Here is a 16690-nt window from a genome sequence, read left to right on the forward strand (position 1 = left end):
CGATCCGGGCCGGTCCGGATCGGTCCGGATCGGTCCGGATCGGCCCCGGCGCTCGCCGTCGAACAGGCCCCGGGCCCGCTCCGGGGCCCGCCGTGGAACCGGTCCCGGGCCCGCTCCGGGGCCGGTCGGCGCGGGCCCCGGAGACGGGGGACAAGGGGCGGAACCTAGTCCAGGGCGTGGGCCAGGGCGTGGGCCGGGGTGCGGGCCAGCGCCTCCAGCCATGGCACCAGCGCGGCCGGGGCGGGCAGCTCCCGGGCCCGCTCCGCGCCCGCCCGCGCGGCGGCGCGCACCGGACCGTCGCGCAGCAGTTCGGTCAGGACCCCCGGCTCGACCTCCTCGGGCTCGCGCCACACCCCCAGGCCGTGCCGGGCCACCACCTCGGCGTTGATGTACTGGTCGGCGCCGTGCGGCAGGACGAGCTGGGGCACCCCCGCGGCGAGCGCGGTCAGCGTCGTGCCGGAGCCGCCGTGGTGCACGACGGCGTCGCAGCGGGCGAGCAGCGGGTGCAGCGGCACCCAGGCCACGGGGCGCACGTTGGCGGGCAGTGTCCCGAGCGCGTCCACCTCGGCGTCGTCCCCCAGTGCCAGCACGAACTCCGCGTCGGTCTCCGCCGCCGCGGCCAGGAGCGAGGCGAGCCCGCCGAGACCGGCCATCTTCGGCACGACGGTGCCCAGGGTCACCAGCACCCGGGCACGCCCGCCGGAGCCCAGCAGCCAGTCGGGCAGCACCCCTCCGGCGTTGTACGGGACGTACCGCATCGGCCGGCCGTCCCCCTGTCCCAGCATCAGCTCCGGCGGGGCGACGTGCACGACCTCGACACGGGGCTCCCGCGCCGGAACCCCGTGGCGGGCGAAGCCGTCGGCGAGGTAGGGCAGGTACCGCGCCGCGAAACCCGCCTCCCGGACGAAGTTGAAACCGTGCTCGACGGCCGGCACGTCCAGCGCGGCCGCGACCAGCAGGCCCGTCCCCTGCAGCCGGGAGTAGATCACCAGATCGGGCCGCCACAGCCGGGCCACCCGCAGTGTCTCGTCGGCCATCACGTCGGAGACCTGCGCGAAACGCTCGAAGACCAGGCCGGGCGTGGTGGCTCCGGCGCGGGCGATCTCCCGGCCCCGCTCCCTCAGTAGCCGGGCCCGTTCCTCCGAGGTGCCCGCGCCCTGTCCGAAGATGGCGCCGATGTCCACCCCGGGCGCGACGTCGACGACCGCCAGCCCGGCACGGGCCGCGGCCTCGCCCCCGCCGGCCGAGGTCGTCACCAGCACCTCGTGCCCGGCGGCGCGCAGCGCCCAGGTGAGCGACACGGTCGGGAAGAGGTGACCGAGCGCGGGCAGGACGTTGACCATCACTCGCATTGCTGTGCCTTCCTTCGTCTCGTCAGCCGTCCGCCTCGTCAGTCGTCGAAGTCCGCGCCCACCGCCAGCTCCCGCCAGCTCTCCCACTCCCGCAGGCGCTCGCCGTAGACGCGCGGCGCGAGGTCGGCGGCACCGCGGCCGAGCAGCAGCCGCAGCGGCGGCCGGTCGGCGGCGAGCACCTCCAGCAGGGCGCGCCCGGCCTTCGCCGGATCCCCGGGCTGCAGGTGGGCGTACGCCCCGGACAGCCCGTGGCGCCGCTTGGCGAGCACCTCGTCGTAGGCGGCCAGCGGCGTCGCGCGGACCAGGCTGCCGGCGCTCCAGCCGGTGCGGAACTCGCCCGGCTCCACGATGGTCACCGTCACGCCGAAGCCCGCCACCTCCTGGGCGAGGGCTTCGCTCAGGCCCTCCAGCGCCCACTTGCTCGCGCAGTAGAGGCCGAGGTTGGGATAGGCGGTGATCCCGGCGATGCTCGACACCTGGAAGATGTGCCCTCCGCCCTGCTCGCGCAGCACCGGCAGCACGGCCTGGACGCACCACAGCGCGCCGAAGAGGTTGACCTCCAGCTCGTCGCGCGCCTCCGCCTCGGAGACCTCCTCCACGGCGCCGGCCAGGCCGTAGCCCGCGTTGTTCACCAGGACGTCGACGCCGCCGACCAGCGCGACCGCCTCCTTCACCGCGGCGAAGACCGCCGGCCGGTCGGTGACGTCGAGGGGCAGCGTGACGGCGCGCTCGCCGTACTCGGTGACGAGGTCCCGCAGGGTGCCGACCTCGCGGGCGGTCGCCACGACGGTCTCACCGGCGGCCAGGGCCGCCTCGGCGAAGGCGCGGCCGAGGCCTCGGGAGGCGCCGGTGACGAACCACCGGCGGGGCCGGGAACTGGTTTCGGTCATATCGCCACGATCGGCGGGGCCACTCGATTCCGGCTACATCCGGGCTCGACAGGCGCGGCACACCGGTCTCACCCACTATGTGGAGTCGAACGCTCCATTCCGTGTTAGGGTGATCCCGCCCATCACCCCAGGTAGTACCGCGTGGGCCTGCGCCGTCGCGGAGGCCGGCCGGAGGGATGCGTCGTACGGCGGCGAAGGAGCCCATGGCACGGCCATGGGCGACGACGGCGCGGCGAGGCACCGTCAGGGCGGCCGCGGTAAGGCCAAGAGGTTCACCGGACACTTCCCGGTGTCACCCGTCGTCACCCAGAAGGGATACCTCCTTGTCCGACGTTCCCCTACACCTAGCTGTGATCGTCGGCAGTACCCGCGAAGGCCGTTTGGGCGGCGTCGTGGCCGACTGGTTCGTCGATCAGGCCCGCAAGCGCGAGGACTTCGACGTCGACGTGATCGACCTGGTCGACACGCCCCTGCCCGTCATCCAGCAGAAGCACCCGGTCACCACCGGTGAGTACACCACGCCGGAGGTGCGCGAGTTCGCCTCCAGGATCGGCCTGGCCGACGCCTTCGTGGTGGTCACCCCCGAGTACAACCACGGCTATCCCGCCTCCCTGAAGCTCGCCATCGACTCGGTCTCCCCCGAGTGGCGCGCCAAGCCGGTGGGGTTCGTCTCCTACGGCGGTTACGCGGGCGGGCTGCGCGCCGTGGAACAGCTGCGGCTCGTCTTCGCCGAGTTGCACGCCACGACCATCCGGGAGACGGTCAGCTTCCACATGTTCTTCACGAAGTTCGACGAGAACGGCCGGCCCCGTGAGGCCGACGAGGTCAACGGCGCGGCCAAGGTCCTGCTGGACCAGCTCGGCTGGTGGGGTGAGGCACTGCGGGCGGCCCGCGCCGCCCGCCCCTACGCCGCCTGATCCACCGGTGGCCTCGAGGGCGTCCGTGCCGGCCGGCACGGACGCCCTCAGTGCGTGCGCCGCCAGTACACACCGAACGTGTCGATCGGCACTATCTCCTCCTCGATCCCGTGCTTGTCCCGGTAGTCGTGCACCGCCTCGCGGCACGCCTCGATGGCGTAGTCGTCGATGATGGCGAACCCGCCGGCCGACAACCTCGGGTAGAGGTTCACCAGGGCGTCCATGGTCGACTCGTACAGGTCCCCGTCGAGCCGGATGACGGCGAGCGGCCCGGGCGGCGCCGTCGGCAGGGTGTCCTTGAACCAGCCCTTGAGGAACCTGACCTGGTCGTCGAGCAGGTCGTAGCGCGCGAAGTTCTCCCGGACCGTCTCCAGCGACACCGCCAGCACATGGTTGTAGCGGTGTACGGCGAGCCTCCGGTCGGCCTCGTGGCCGTCGGCGCCGGCCACCGGCATGCCCTCGAACGAGTCGGCCAGCCAGACCGTGCGGTCCGTCACCCCGTGGGCGTGCAGGATCGCCCTGATCAGGATGCAGACGCCACCCCGCCACACGCCGGTCTCGACGAAGTCGCCGGGCACCCCGTCCTCCAGGACCTTCTCCACCGCCCAGTGCACGTTGTCCAGGCGTTTGCGGCCCACCATCGTGTGGGCCACGGTCGGCCAGTCCAGCCCGATGGCGCGGATGTCCTCCCGGTAGCCCGAGATGCCGTGCTCCGCGGCCGGATCGGGGAAGGTGGGGTCCTGGTAGATGACGTTCGTCAGGATCTTCTTGAGCAGCTCCAGATAGAGCCGCGTCCCATCCGGCATCGGATCTCCTTGGGACGGGGGCCGCACGGCCCGGACGACGAGGTCCAGGTCATCGTCGTGCCACGGCCTTGAGAACGGTTCGAGCCGCCGGGCCCCGCCTCCGCTCCAGCGATCCTCTAGCGGGGCTCCAGCGCGACGCGAGGTCCGGCGCGGTGCCGGTTGTTATGTTGGGGCGCATGATCACCGTTCCACCCGCCCGTCCGCACGGGTGAGCCGTTATCTCACCCGGCGTCTGCTCTCCATGCTCCTGGTGCTGCTCGTCGCGGTGACGCTCTCGTTCGCCATCGTCCACGCGCTGCCCGGAGACCCCGTCGAGCAGATGCTCGACGGCACCGTCGGCGGCGTCCAGGCCACCCCCGAGCAGAAGGCGGCCCTGCGGCACGAGCTGGGCCTCGACCGGCCGATCGCCGAGCAGTACCTGACCTTCCTCGGCCACGCGCTGCTCGGGGACTTCGGCCGCAGCATCTCCTCCGGGCAGCCGACGGTCGAGGCCATCGCCGACGCCGCACCGGCCAGCTTCGCGCTGCTCGCCGTGGCGCTGCCGCTGTCGCTGCTGCTCGGGGTCGGCGTCGCCGTCGTCGGCACCCTGGCCCGCGGGCGCGGACTGCGCGGGGCGCTGTCGGCGCTCACGGTGCTCGGCGTCTCCATGCCGGGCTACTGGCTGGGCATCGTGCTGATCGAGACGTTGTCGTTCCGGCTGCCGCTGTTCCCGGCCACGGGTGACGACGGCTTTCGCAGCCTGGTGCTCCCCGCCGTCACGCTGGCCGTCCCCAGTGCGGGACTCATCGCGCAGGTGCTCCGCGGCAGCCTGCGCGCCACGCTCGCCGAGCCGTACGTGACCACCGCCCTGGCGAAGGGGGCGAGCCCGGCCCGGGTCAACCTCAGGCACGCCCTGCGCAACGCGGCCCTGCCCGCGGTCACCGTCTTCGGCATGCTGGTCGGCGGCCTGATGGGGGGCGCGACGATCGTGGAGATCGTGTTCGGCAGGCCGGGCCTGGGCCGTCTGCTGGTGACGGCCGTCGCGCAGCGCGACCTGACGGTGGTGCAGGCGATGGTCGTCTTCGTCGGGGCCGCCTACATCCTGATCAACCTGGTGATCGACCTGCTCTACTCATGGCTGGACCCCCGGGTGACGGCCGTCGGTGGACGCTCGGACGAGAGGATGGCCTGACATGTCGTCGTCCCCGGCCCGGGAGGTCGCGCCGCTCCGGCCCAGCGACTCCCCGCCCGCCTGCTCTCCCCCCGGCGACTCCCCGCCCTCCGGCGTCGCGGACCGGCGGTGGCGCCGCCTCCGGCGGGTCCTGCGGCGGCCCGCGACAGCGCTGTCCGCCCTCGCCGCCGCGGTGATCGGGGTCTGCGCTCTCCTCCCCGCCACGGTGGCGCCGTACGGACTGCACGCCGGCGACCCCGCGGAGGCGCTGCTGCCTCCCGGTTCCGGGCACCTGTTCGGTACCGACCAGCTGGGCCGCGACCTGTTCAGCGAGATCGTCTGGGGCGCCCGGCCCTCGCTGCAGGTGAGCCTGCTCGCGACGGTGCTCGCCCTGGTCACGGGAACGCTGGCCGGACTGGTCGCGGGCTACTTCGGCGGCGTGGTGGACGGGCTCGTCATGCGGGTGGTCGACGTCCTGATGGCCATCCCCACCATGTTGATGATCCTGGTCGTCATCGCCGTGCTCGGCGCGGGCACCGTCAACATCTCGATCGCCGTGGCCGTCGCCGCCGTGCCCACGTTCGCCCGGGTGATGCGGGCCGAGGTGCTGCGGGTGCGGACCCGGTTGTACGTCAGGGCGGCGCTGGCCGCCGGTGTCCGCACGCACGTCGTGCTCCTGCGCCACGTCATCCCCAACTCGGCCGCGCCGGTCCTCTCCTACGCCGTGCTGGCCGTCGGCGGCTCGCTGCTGGCCACCTCCGGACTCAGCTTCCTCGGTTTCGGCGCGCCGCCGCCGAACGCGGAATGGGGCGCGCTCGCCGCGGCCGGACGTGACTACGTGGGCACCGCCTGGTGGCTGACCACGTTTCCCGGCCTCATGGTGGTGCTGACGGTGCTCGCCGCGACGGGCCTCAGCCAGACCCGGCCCGAGGGCACCGCGGCGGTGCCGCGTTGAGGCGCCCGTCCGGCGAGGGCGAGGCGCTGCTGCGGGTCGAGGGACTGCGGATCTCGTACCGGACCCGGTCCGGTGACGTGCCCGCGGTCGACGGGGTGGACCTCACCGTACGGCCCGGCCAGGTCGTCGCGATCGTCGGCGAGTCCGGCTCGGGCAAGAGCAGCATGGCCCACGCCCTCGTCGGGCTGCTGCCGCGAGACGGACGGATCACAGCGGGCCGGGTGCTCTTCGACGGGGAGGAGCTGACGGCCGCGACCGGCCGGCGGCTGCGCGAGGTACGCGGCCGGGAGATCGCCCTGGTCCCGCAGGACCCCATGGTGTCGCTGAACCCGGTGATGCGGATAGGCGCGCAGGTCGCCGAGGCGCCGCGGATCCACGGCCTGGTGACCGGCGGGCAGGCCGGCGAACGGGCGGTGGCACTGCTCGCGGCGGTCGGCCTGCCCGACCCGGCGGCGCACGCCCGGCGCTACCCGCACGAACTGTCCGGCGGGATGCGCCAGCGGGCGCTGATCGCCGCCGCGCTCGCCGCCGCGCCCCGGCTCGTCATCGCCGACGAGCCGACGAGCGCGCTGGACGTCACCGTGCAACGCCAGATCCTCGACCACCTCACCGCTCTCACCCGCCGGTCGGGGACGGCGATCCTCCTGGTCACCCACGATCTGGCGGTGGCGGCCGAGCGCGCGGAGACGGTGGTCGTCCTGCACCGGGGCAGGCAGGTCGAGGCCGGGCCCGTGGCCCGGATCCTGCGGGAACCGGCCCATCCCTACACCAGGAAGCTGATCGCGGACGCCCCGAGCCTGGCCTCGGGACGGCTGCGCCCGGCCGGGCGGCGCGCCGGCCCGCGCGTCGCCGTACCGGTGGCTCAGCCGGAGGGGAACGGACACGCGCCCGTCGCCGTACCGGTGGCTCCACCGGGCGGAAACGGGCACGCGCGCGTCGCCGGGACCGGCGAACCCGGCGGCGTGCCCGCCGGCGACGTCCTGCTGTCGGTGGAGCGCGTCACCAAGGTGTTCCGGCCGGTGGGAGGGCCGCGCCACGCCGCGGTGACCGCCGTCGACGACGTGACTCTGCACGTCGGCCGGGGCGAGACACTCGCACTCGTCGGCGAGTCCGGGTCGGGCAAGTCCACCCTGGCCCTGATGGCGCTGTGCCTGCTGGCCCCGAGCCGTGGCCGGGTCGTGTTCGACGGCGTCGACGTGACCGCGGGCGGCCGGGGCGACCTGCGCCGTTTCCGGCGCCGGGTGCAGCCGGTGTTCCAGGACCCCTACTCGTCGCTCGACCCGAGGATGGCCGTCGGCGACATCGTCGCCGAACCGCTGCGGGCGTTCGGCGTGGGCGACAGGGCCTCGCGCGGAGCCCGGGTGGCCGAGCTGCTGGACCGGGTCGCGCTGCCCGGCGGGGTCGCGCACCGGCGCCCCGCCGAACTCTCCGGCGGACAGCGCCAGCGGGTGGCCATCGCCAGGGCGCTGGCGCTCGGCGCGGAGCTGGTCGTCTGCGACGAGCCGGTGTCGGCGCTCGACGTGACGGTCCAGACCCAGGTGCTCACGCTCCTCGCCGACCTACAGGCGGAGCTCGGCCTGAGCTACCTGTTCATCTCCCACGACCTCGCGGTGGTGGGGCAGATAGCCGACCGGGTGGCGGTGATGCGCGGCGGCCGGATCGTCGAGTCCGGGCCCGCCCCGCAGATTCTGCGGGAACCCGGGCACCCCTACACCCGGGCGCTGCTGGCGGCCGTTCCCGGCCGGTCGCCGTCGCCGGAACTCGCCGGAACCGGCGTCCCGCCCGGGTACCCGGCGGAACCGGCCTCCGGAACATCCGATCCGGAGGCCGGATGAGCGCCGCGGCGGCGCTCCCACTGTCACAAGCCCGCAGGCGCTTCCACCGTGACAGACTCGCGCCGATAACCGGCGCGGGCCTGTCACCGGTTACCGGGCGCGCCGCTCGGCGTACTCCCGGGCCTGCTCCGCCACCACGACGCTGTTTCCGCCCAGCGCACCGCGGATCCACGTCCTGGCCTCGGCCAGCGTCGTCCCCTCACCGAGCACGGACGCGACGCCGGCCTCCTTGATCACGACCACGTGCGTCGCGGTCACCGTGGCGCCACCGGGCGACTCCTCGACCGTCCAGCGGCCGAGGTGCAGGCTCGCCAGCGGCGGCAGCAGCCGGTGCTTCTCCACGATCGTCCGGTGCGGGAAGCCGATCCGCACCGCCTCCGTGGTGTGCACGGGACCGTTCGGCCCGGCGTTGTCGATCTCGACGAACCGGACGTGCGGCCCGATCTCGCGCACCGACGCCGTGGCGACGTGCGGGACGACCTCCGGCCAGTCCTCCAGCCGGTACAGGAAGTCGTAGACGTCCCGCGCCGCCCCGGCGACCGTGACCGAGTCGGCGAACTCCAGGTACACCGGAGACTCCGCGCTCTCCTCCTCCGCGGCGGCCCTGAGAGCCGCCAGATCGGCGACGCCGGAGTCCAGCCGTACCAGGCTCTCGCCTTCGGCCGGGGACTCGACCGACCAGTCCTCGCCGAGCGGGAGGAGGGCATCGGCGTGGGCGTCCGGCCGGAACCGTACGGACCTCCCGTCGTGGTCCACGACCTGCCGGACGGTCACGACGGAGACCTCGTCGTGTTCCTCACGGAGGACCCACACCCGGGCGGGTCCCCCGGAGCCGTCGTCGAGACGTTCGGCGTGCACCACGGCGGGAAAGATCCGGGGCCAGGCCGTCACGTCCGTCAGCAGCCGCCGTACCGTCGCGGCCGGGGCCCGCACCCTCACCTCTGGCCGCGCGGTCAGCGGGTCGGCACCTGACATGGCTCACTCCCTCAGTCGTGTCGCAGCGTGACGGATACGTGGTCGACCTGGATCTCAAGGCCCTGGCCCCACAGCCGGTTGGCCGCCAGGCTCTGGTCGTCGTGGAACTGGGCCTGCGTCGGCGCGCCGACGCGCGGCGCGTAGTAGAAATTCGGCTGGCTGGACAGCCGCACCAGCCCCTGGCCGTTCCTGCCCGCGCCGTCCAGGAAGGTGAGCATGCTGAAGCCGCAGTAGAGCTGGCGGGGAGCGGCGGGCTGCGGCGTGCCGCCGTGGTCGACGAGCAGGTACTTGCGGTCGAACACCAGCTCGCCGATGTCGTCCAGGGTCAGTTTCTGCTGCCCGTCGACCAGCCAGGTCACCTCGTTGGCGTTCTTGTCGAATTCGACCGCCAGGGTGTTCGTCTGTCCCGGCACGCGATCCTTCACCGGGATCGCGTAGAAGAAGGACGCGTGGTTCTGGCCGGGCTTCGGCTGGCGCGCGTACCCGGCGTAGATGCGTTCGTTGGTGACGAAGTAGCTGAATATCGAACCGGTCTCCGGATCCGCCGCCTGGACGCTCGCGGACGCCAGCCTGAGGTCGTGCTGGGGGTGCTTGACCAGGGTGCCGAACGGGTGGGCGGCCACGCCGTAGGCGTGCGCCGCCAGCGCGACCTCGCACCGGAAGACGCTGTCGGCGGGCACGTCGAACCCCCGGTACCCGTTCGACGAGGTGTGGTTGACCGTCGCGCCCCACTTGATCTCGTCGCTGGCGCCCAGTCCCCCGTCGTCCTCCTGCGGAGTGGTGAACACGAAGGCCGGATCACCCGTCGTGGGGTTGGTGCCGGCGGGCTTGACGTTCAGCCCCTGCCCCGAGGTGGTCGGGACCCCGTCGCGGGCCGACACCCACTTCGCGGTCGGCCCGACGGCGTCGAAACCGACCTGGAAATCGTCGTAGAAGAGTTGCTCGACTTCCCCCGTGACCTCCGCCGAAACCGGAGTGGCCGCCCCGAGAAGCACCGAGGCGAGCGCACCCCACAGCGTAAGGTAAACGCTCCTCATTCATTCTCCCTGCATCGAGCCGCCTGACACGGCCTTCCATCGGGAAATTGAATGGGGAGTGGATCGAGGATCCGTCGAGTCCCGCTTGAGCGGGCAGAGGGCGGATCAGCCCACGGTCAGGACGACCTTGCCGCGCCCGTGTCCCCCGTCGACCCTCCGGTGGGCCTGGGCCACGTCGGCCAGCGCGAAGGCGGTCGTCGGCAGCCTCAGCTCGCCCCGGACGGCGAGATCGGCCAGATGGGCGAGCGTCTCGGGGGAACGACCGCCCACGAGCCGCCTGATGCCGTACTTCTCGATGGCCTGGTCGGCGTCGACCAGCGTGCCGATCCGGTCGCGGTCGGCGACCAGCTTGACCGAGACGTCGGTCGCCACTCCGCCGATCGCGTCCAGTGCGGCGTCCACCCCGTCGGGGGCCACCTCCCGGATCCGGTCGACGAGTCCCTCGCCGTAGGTGACCGGTATGACGCCCAGGGACCTGAGGTAGTCGTGGTTGCCCTCGCCGGCCGTACCGATGACCTTCGCTCCCCGCAGGCGGGCGAGCTGGGCGGCGACGGTGCCGACCCCGCCGGCGGCGGCGTGGATCAGGAAGGTCTCGCCGGACTCGACGTTCAGTTCCTGGACGAAGTGGTAGGCGCCCTGGCCCACCACGGGCAGCGCGCCCGCGACCTCCCACGGCAGGCCCTCGGGCTTTCCGGCGAGCTGGCCGGCGGGGACGACGACGACCTCGGCGTACGCCTCGGCGAACGTGAAGCCGATGACCTCGTCTCCGGCCGCGAAGCCGGTCACCTCCGGGCCGACCTCGTCGACCACCCCGGCGAACTCGTTGCCCAGCCGCTGAGGGAAGGCCGCGTTGAAGAAGCCGGCGAGTTCGCCGGCGCGAAGCTTGGTGTCGAACGGGGCCACACCGGCGGCCCTGACCCGGACCCGGACCTGCCCCGGTCCGGCCTCCGGCTCCTCGACGGTGATCTGGTGCAGCACCTCAGGGCCGCCGTACTCCGAGAACGCGATCGCAACAGGCACGAGAAAACCTCCTTGGGGGCACACCGCGTCCCACCCGGACGGGCGGGACCCACGGGACGGACGCCGGCGACTGCGCCGGCGAGGAAGCTCCGCGATGACCGCCGCACCGACGAGACGGACGGCGACGACCGGCGACGGCCGGTGACCATTGGACGGCCGACGACGGCCGAGCGGAGCGAAGAGCGTGGAACGGGAAACACCGAACGGCGAACGGCGAACGCCTGACGCCGGACGCGGAACAGAGAACGCGGAACAGAGAACGTGCGGCGGAAAACAGCGGGAACGCGCGGCGGGAAACCCGCGACGAGGAGCGGAAACCCGGAAGGGCGTGGAACGGCCGCCCGGCGGGTGCCGGGCGGGTCGCGCGAGGAAACCGGCGCGTCGTCAGTCAGGCTCGACGGCCGGCTTCTTGGATCTGTTCTTCATCTCACCCTCGATCTTCTGCCAGTCGGTCGGTGGCGCGGTCAGCTCGTGGGCGCTCTCCGGACGCAGTCCGTCAAGGACGATGCCGAGGAAGCGCCGGCTGAGATCAGCGGCGATCCGGCCCTTCTCCGCACGCCGCTCACGGAGCGCGTGGAGGAGGACGATGACGTCGTCGGCGTTGATGTCCGCCCGCAGAACCCCTTCGCCCTGCGCGCGGTCGACCAGGACCTGGATCGCCTCGCGCGCCCGCTTGCTGGCCGCCAGCACGTCTTCGGTGATCTCGTAGGCGCCCGCGAGACGGGGGGTACCGTCGACCCCCGCTTCCACGCAGGCCCGGACGAAACCAGCGAACCCCGCCCAGACGTCGGAGTCGTCGAGACCGGCTTCGGCCTCCTCCCGCGTCTGTTCCATGTGTTCGAGCGACAGGGCGCGCATCAGGTCTTCTTTGCTCGGATAACGCCGGTAGAGGGTGCCCATGCCGACGCCGGCGCGCTCGGCGATGGCCGACACCGGTGCCTCCGGCCCCAGCTCGACGAAGACGGCGCGGGCCGCGGCCAGGATGCGCTGGTCATTGCGGCTGGCGTCGGACCGGCGTGCTCCCGGTCCAGCGTTGGTCCCTCTCACATGGCGAGATTAACATAGAACGGAGCACTCCACTCCATGTACGGTATCCACATTGTCGTTCACGCCCGAGAGGTCACCATGCTCCTCCAGTTGCGTCTCGTCTCCCGCCGGCACGTGGACCTCTGCCGCATCGGCAGCCAGGCCTGTCGCTGACCCTCGCCTCCTCGTCCCGCGGTTCCCCGCCCGGCGCCCCCGCGCCCCGCGCCCCCTGATCGCGTCCTCAGGCGTCTCCTCCCCCGTCCCACCCCGCCGACTCCGCCCTATCACGCCACGGTCTCTGGCCCGGGCGTGCTTCCAGCATGGGGAAAGCGTGTCGACCCGACGAACCTCGCTTTTCCAGCCCGCACCTGACAGGAGCCAGAATGACGGTTGTGTCACCGGCAAGACGGGTGACCGTTCGCAGTCTCCCCGCGGTCCTCGCGATCACTCTGACGACGGGCACCGCGGGATGTTCCACCGCCGCGGGCGGGGTGAGCGCCGACACCGGCGTCCCCCGCCCGGGCGGAGCGCTGAGGATCGGCGTGTCCGAGGATCCGGTCTGCCTCGACCCCCCGCAGGCCAACTTCGCCTCGGCCGTCAACGTCATGCGTCAGCTGTTCGACTCGCTCACCGACCAGGACCCGCGGAGCGGTGAGATCAAACCCTGGCTCGCCACCTCGTGGGAGATCGACGCCAGGGCCACCTCCTTCACCTTCCACCTGAGGGAGGGCGCGACGTTCAGCGACGGCGCCCCGGTCGACGCCCGGGCGGTCAAGGCCAACCTGGACGAGGTGGTCAAGCTCGGCGCCAAATCGCTGTTCGCCTCCACCTATCTCTCCGGCTACAAGGGCACGACGGTGGTGGACGCCCGTACCGCCCGTGTCGAGTTCGCGCAGCCGAACATCCAGTTCCTGCAGGCCACGGCGACCACCTCACTGGCGCTCAGCTCCCCGGCCTCGCTCGCCAGGCCTGCCGCCGACAGGTGCAGGGCGCCGGTCGGCTCCGGCCCGTTCGTCCTGGACCGCTGGCAGACGAACCAGAGCGTCTCGGTGAAGAAGCGGTCCGGCTACGCCTGGGGCTCCTCGCTCTCCGCCCACCGGGGAGAGGCCTACCTGGACTCGGTGGAGTTCCGGATCGTCCCCGAGCAGGGCGTGCGCAGCGGGGTGCTGACCTCGGGGCAGGTGGACGCCATCACCGACGTGCAGCCGGTCACCGAACGACAGTTCCGCGGAGGCGGCTTCCAGGTGCTCAGCCGCCACAACCCCGGCCTGCCGTACGCCCTCTACCCCAACACGTTCCGGCCGCTCCTCGGCGACGAGGCGGTACGGCGAGCGATCAGCAAGGGCATCGACAGGGAGCAGGTCGTCAAGGTGGTGCTCACCCCCACCTACCGGCCCGCGACGAGCATCCTGACCGGCACCACCCCGGCCTATCTCGACCAGCGCGACCGACTGGCCCACGACCCGGCCGGGGCCGCCGCGCTGCTCGACGGCGCGGGCTGGCGGCCGGGGCCGGACGGCATCCGGGTCAAGGACGGCGTGAAGCTGAGCCCGAACGTGTACTTCACCACCGGCTTCAACCCGAACACCACCATTCTGGAACTGCTGCGGCAGCAGCTCCGGGTGATCGGCGTGGACCTGCAACTGCGGCCGGTGGACGCCGCCGGGTTCGGAGCCGCCCAGAAGAACGGGCTGATCGACTTCCGCTGGGGCAACAGCACCCGGGCCGACCCCGACATCCTGCGCACCGTCTTCTCCACGAAGTTCTCCGCCGCCGCCTACCTGCCGCCCAGCGACCTGGACGGCGAGCTCGAGAAACAGGTCACCGCCCTCGACCAGGCCGGACGCGCGAAGGTCGTCGGCGAGATCCAGCGGATCGTGCTCGACCGGGGCTACGCCGTCCCGGTCTTCGAGCTGGCCCAGGTCGTCGGAGTGTCCCGCAGGGTCCACGGGCTGACCCTGGACCCCTCGGTCCGGCTCCGCCTGCTCGACACCTGGCTCGCCCGGTGAGCCCCCGCCCCGTGTCCGAGGACACGCTGCCGCTGTCCGTCCTGGACCTGTCGCCCATCGTCTCCGGCGAGACCGCCGCCGACGCCCTGCGCAACACCGTCGACCTCGCGCGGCACGCCGAGCGCCTCGGTTACCGCCGTTACTGGATCGCCGAACACCATCTGAGCCCGAGCGTGGCGGCGGCGGCGCCGTCCGTCCTGATCGCGCTCGTGGCGTCGGCGACCCGGCACATCCGCGTCGGATCGGGCGCGGTGCTGATCGCCAACTACACGCCGCTGCTGATCGCCGAGCAGTTCGGCACCATCGCCCACCTCCACCCCGGCCGGATCGACCTGGGCCTGGGACGTTCGGGTTCGAAGCGGTTCGCCGAGGTCGCGGCCGACTCCGGCAGGGCGCCCGCGGGCCACGTGCTCGTCACCGGGCGGACCTCGGTGGTCGACGACGTCGTGATCCCGGCGAAGACCAGCATCTCGTTCGACACCGAGCTGTTCCAGATCAAGGCGCGCCTGCTCGGTCAGGTCGACGGCGCGAACGACGACTACGCGGGACAGGTGAACGACGTCCTGTCCTTCTTCCGCGGCGACTACCGCAGTCCCGAGGGGGTCGAACTGCGCGCGCTCACCGCGGAGAACGCCGACCTCCAGGTCTGGGTGCTGGGGTCCAGCGCGGGCGCCAGTGCCCAGGCGGCCGGGGAGTACGGCCTGCCGTACGCCGCCAACTACCACCTGGGCGGGGCGACGGTCCTGGAGTCCGTGGACGCCTACCGGTCGGCGTTCCGGCCGTCGGGGCATCTCGCCGAGCCGTACGTCACGGTGTCGGTGGACGTGATCGTCGCCGAGGACGACGCGACCGCCCGGGAACTGGCGAGCCCGACCGCGCTGTGGGTCCTGAACATGCGCCGCGGCCTCGCCACCGGGGCGTTCCCGAGCGTGGCGGACGCCACGGCCCACGAGTGGACCGACGACGAGCGCGCCCACGTGGCCGACCGGATCAGCACCCAGATCGTCGGCTCGCCGGCCACCGTCGTCGAGAGACTGCACCGCCTGAGGAAGATCACCGGAGCGGACGAGCTGATCGTCACGACCATCACCCACGACCACTCCGACCGGGTGCGCTCCTACGAGCTGCTGGCCGAGGCGTGGAAACCGGACACGGCATCGGGGTGAGGTCACGTGCCCGGCGGCCGGGAGGCGGACCCGCACCGCAGTCCGGCTCGACCGGAAGTCAAGCGATCGTCAGGGGCGGCACGAGACGCCGATGCCAGGATTCCGGCGACGGAAACCCGGCAGAACGGAAACTCGGCAGAGGGGAAAGAGCCTTGGCACCTTCGGAAAAGTACGAGGTCGAGCACCGCGGCACCGCGCACGCTCCGGCGAAGACCGTGTACGGCCTGCTCGCGGACCTGTCCGTCTGGCCGCGGATCTTCCCGCCGATCGTCCACGTGGAGTACCTGGAACGGGACGCGCGACACGAGCGGGCGAGGATCTGGCTCCAGGGCGCTGAGGACGTCAGGAGCTGGGTGGCGCTGCGCACCCTCCACCCGGAGACCCTCCAGGTGACCTACCGGCAGGAGGTGGCGCAGCATCCGGTCGCCGACATGGGAGGCGGGTGGATCATCGAACCGACCGGCCAGAACGAGTCGCTGGTCCGCCTGCGGCACGACTACCGTCCGGTGACCGACGACGCGGAGACCGTCAAGTGGATCGACGAGGTCCTCGACAGGAACAGCGGCGCGGAGCTCGACGCGCTGCTGGCGGCGGCGGAGGTGGAGACGAGATCCCGGGAACTGCTGCTCGAACTGGAGGACGGCGTCCACGTGAACGGCACGGCGCAGGCCGTCTACGACTTCCTGTACGCCGGGGAGAGATGGCACGAGCACTTCGCGCACATCTCAGGGTCCACGGTGCGGCAGGCGGGCGCGGACGCGCACATCCTTGAGCTGGAGTCCCCCGACAAGGACGGCAGGCCGCACATCACCCGCCAGGTTCGCGTGGGCGTCCCCAACCGGAGGATCGTCTACAAACAGCTGGTGATCCCGCCGCTGTCCTCGGGTCACACCGGCGAGTGGTCCATCAGGGAGACCGGCGACGGCGTCGAGGTGACCGCGCGCCAGACGATCGTGATCCGGGAGGAGGGAATCGCCGCCGTGCTCGGCCCCCGGGTCGGCCTCGCCGAGGGGCGGGACTGGATCGAACGGGCGCTCGGCGGAAACGCGCGCCTGATCCTGGAGCACGCGAAGGCCCACGCCGAACGCCCCGAACGCCCCGAACGCGCCGAACGCGCCGAACGCGCCGAACCGGCCTGACGGCGCCCCGGGGAGTACGGCCGGCCACAACGGAAAAGAGCGCCGCGGGAGTCCGTCCTACCGGCTCCCGCAGCGATCCACATCCACCGTCGCGAAAAGCACGACGGTTCCGTTTCCGCATTTCAAAAACAACCGAAAAGTGAATCCCGGAAAAATCCGGCGCACATGGCCGGGCCTTTCCGGCGCGTTTCCCGGCTCCGGAGAACACCCTCCGGAGCACCGGAGAAGTCATGGCCCGAGCAGTCGGGCGGCGCCGGGACCGGCACGTCTACCGGTCCCGGCACCGCCGGACCGCCCGCCCCCGGGCGGGTGTCGGCGGACACGGTGAAAACAGCATTCGAAAGCCCCCGGCACGGTGTCGTCCCTCGCGACGACCCGACCGCCGGGGGCTTCGCCGTTTACAAAGACGGCGC

At 72.3% G+C, this 16690-nt stretch carries 14 protein-coding genes; 7 read left to right on the top strand and 7 right to left on the bottom strand.

All coding sequences use genetic code 11. The features are described 5' to 3' along the window. Window positions 1–164: 164 nt before the first annotated feature. Window positions 165–1352, bottom strand: coding sequence for a nucleotide disphospho-sugar-binding domain-containing protein (locus AB0N02_RS25940; protein ID WP_363951376.1), 1188 nt, complete (start codon window positions 1350–1352; stop codon window positions 165–167). 38 nt (window positions 1353–1390) lie between these two features. Beyond that, window positions 1391–2242 (bottom strand): oxidoreductase, encoded by an 852-nt coding sequence (locus tag AB0N02_RS25945; RefSeq protein WP_363951379.1) that lies wholly within the window; start codon window positions 2240–2242, stop codon window positions 1391–1393. Between the two features lie 323 nt (window positions 2243–2565). Here AB0N02_RS25945 and AB0N02_RS25950 point away from each other — a divergent pair, with 323 nt between their 5' ends. Next, window positions 2566–3159, top strand: a complete 594-nt coding sequence (locus AB0N02_RS25950; protein ID WP_363951381.1) for an NAD(P)H-dependent oxidoreductase — start codon at window positions 2566–2568, stop codon at window positions 3157–3159. Window positions 3160–3206: 47 nt separating this feature from the next. Here the strand turns inward: AB0N02_RS25950 and AB0N02_RS25955 are convergent, their stop codons facing one another. Continuing rightward, window positions 3207–3965: a TylF/MycF family methyltransferase gene (locus tag AB0N02_RS25955; protein ID WP_363951383.1), complete on the bottom strand. Its 759-nt coding sequence runs from the start codon at window positions 3963–3965 to the stop codon at window positions 3207–3209. Between the two features lie 208 nt (window positions 3966–4173). Between AB0N02_RS25955 and AB0N02_RS25960 the strand changes: the two genes are divergently transcribed. Genes AB0N02_RS25960 through AB0N02_RS25970 form a run of 3 tightly spaced genes read left to right on the top strand, consistent with a single transcriptional unit; the run spans window position 4174 to window position 7905 of the window. Then, window positions 4174–5136 carry an ABC transporter permease gene (locus tag AB0N02_RS25960; protein WP_363951385.1) on the top strand — a complete coding sequence of 321 codons (963 nt, stop codon included), beginning with the start codon at window positions 4174–4176 and terminating at the stop codon, window positions 5134–5136. Between the two features lies 1 nt (window position 5137). Beyond that, window positions 5138–6070: an ABC transporter permease gene (locus AB0N02_RS25965; RefSeq protein WP_363951388.1), complete on the top strand. Its 933-nt coding sequence runs from the start codon at window positions 5138–5140 to the stop codon at window positions 6068–6070. Further along, window positions 6067–7905, top strand: a complete 1839-nt coding sequence (locus AB0N02_RS25970) for an ABC transporter ATP-binding protein (protein WP_363951391.1) — start codon at window positions 6067–6069, stop codon at window positions 7903–7905. Before AB0N02_RS25965 ends, AB0N02_RS25970 begins: the two co-directional genes overlap by 4 nt. 90 nt (window positions 7906–7995) lie before the next feature. On the opposite strand, the gene AB0N02_RS25975 is transcribed toward AB0N02_RS25970, so the two are convergent. From AB0N02_RS25975 to AB0N02_RS25990, 4 genes are all read right to left on the bottom strand, one after another. Then, window positions 7996–8880 carry an SRPBCC family protein gene (locus AB0N02_RS25975; protein ID WP_363951394.1) on the bottom strand — a complete coding sequence of 295 codons (885 nt, stop codon included), beginning with the start codon at window positions 8878–8880 and terminating at the stop codon, window positions 7996–7998. Between the two features lie 11 nt (window positions 8881–8891). Further along, window positions 8892–9917 (bottom strand): DUF6081 family protein, encoded by a 1026-nt coding sequence (locus AB0N02_RS25980; protein WP_363951397.1) that lies wholly within the window; start codon window positions 9915–9917, stop codon window positions 8892–8894. A gap of 105 nt (window positions 9918–10022) precedes the next feature. Continuing rightward, window positions 10023–10937 carry an NADP-dependent oxidoreductase gene (locus tag AB0N02_RS25985; protein ID WP_363951399.1) on the bottom strand — a complete coding sequence of 305 codons (915 nt, stop codon included), beginning with the start codon at window positions 10935–10937 and terminating at the stop codon, window positions 10023–10025. A gap of 384 nt (window positions 10938–11321) precedes the next feature. Then, on the bottom strand, window positions 11322–11984 hold the full coding sequence (locus AB0N02_RS25990) for a helix-turn-helix domain-containing protein (RefSeq protein WP_363951401.1): 663 nt from the start codon (window positions 11982–11984) through the stop codon (window positions 11322–11324). A gap of 362 nt (window positions 11985–12346) precedes the next feature. Between AB0N02_RS25990 and AB0N02_RS25995 the strand changes: the two genes are divergently transcribed. The 3 genes from AB0N02_RS25995 to AB0N02_RS26005 all read left to right on the top strand — a co-directional run bounded on the left by AB0N02_RS25995 (window position 12347) and on the right by AB0N02_RS26005 (window position 16277). After that, complete coding sequence (locus AB0N02_RS25995) at window positions 12347–13972, top strand: ABC transporter substrate-binding protein (protein ID WP_363951403.1); 1626 nt, start codon at window positions 12347–12349, stop codon at window positions 13970–13972. 11 nt (window positions 13973–13983) lie between these two features. Next, on the top strand, window positions 13984–15138 hold the full coding sequence (locus AB0N02_RS26000; protein ID WP_363951405.1) for an LLM class flavin-dependent oxidoreductase: 1155 nt from the start codon (window positions 13984–13986) through the stop codon (window positions 15136–15138). A gap of 152 nt (window positions 15139–15290) precedes the next feature. After that, window positions 15291–16277 (top strand): SRPBCC family protein, encoded by a 987-nt coding sequence (locus AB0N02_RS26005; protein ID WP_363951408.1) that lies wholly within the window; start codon window positions 15291–15293, stop codon window positions 16275–16277. Window positions 16278–16690: the final 413 nt, after the last annotated feature.

The organism is Streptosporangium sp. NPDC051022 (assembly GCF_040683035.1).
In the GTDB taxonomy this organism is placed as follows: domain Bacteria; phylum Actinomycetota; class Actinomycetes; order Streptosporangiales; family Streptosporangiaceae; genus Streptosporangium.

Bases quoted from the DNA above. Each gene is read 5' to 3' on its own strand.
- AB0N02_RS25940 (WP_363951376.1), bottom strand. From the start codon at position 1,352: ATGCGAGTGATGGTCAACGTCCTGCCCGCGCTCGGTCACCTCTTCCCG.
- AB0N02_RS25945 (WP_363951379.1), bottom strand. From the start codon at position 2,242: ATGACCGAAACCAGTTCCCGGCCCCGCCGGTGGTTCGTCACCGGCGCC.
- AB0N02_RS25955 (WP_363951383.1), bottom strand. From the start codon at position 3,965: ATGCCGGATGGGACGCGGCTCTATCTGGAGCTGCTCAAGAAGATCCTG.
- AB0N02_RS25965 (WP_363951388.1), top strand. From the start codon at position 5,138: ATGTCGTCGTCCCCGGCCCGGGAGGTCGCGCCGCTCCGGCCCAGCGAC.
- AB0N02_RS25975 (WP_363951394.1), bottom strand. From the start codon at position 8,880: ATGTCAGGTGCCGACCCGCTGACCGCGCGGCCAGAGGTGAGGGTGCGG.
- AB0N02_RS25980 (WP_363951397.1), bottom strand. From the start codon at position 9,917: ATGAGGAGCGTTTACCTTACGCTGTGGGGTGCGCTCGCCTCGGTGCTT.
- AB0N02_RS25995 (WP_363951403.1), top strand. From the start codon at position 12,347: ATGACGGTTGTGTCACCGGCAAGACGGGTGACCGTTCGCAGTCTCCCC.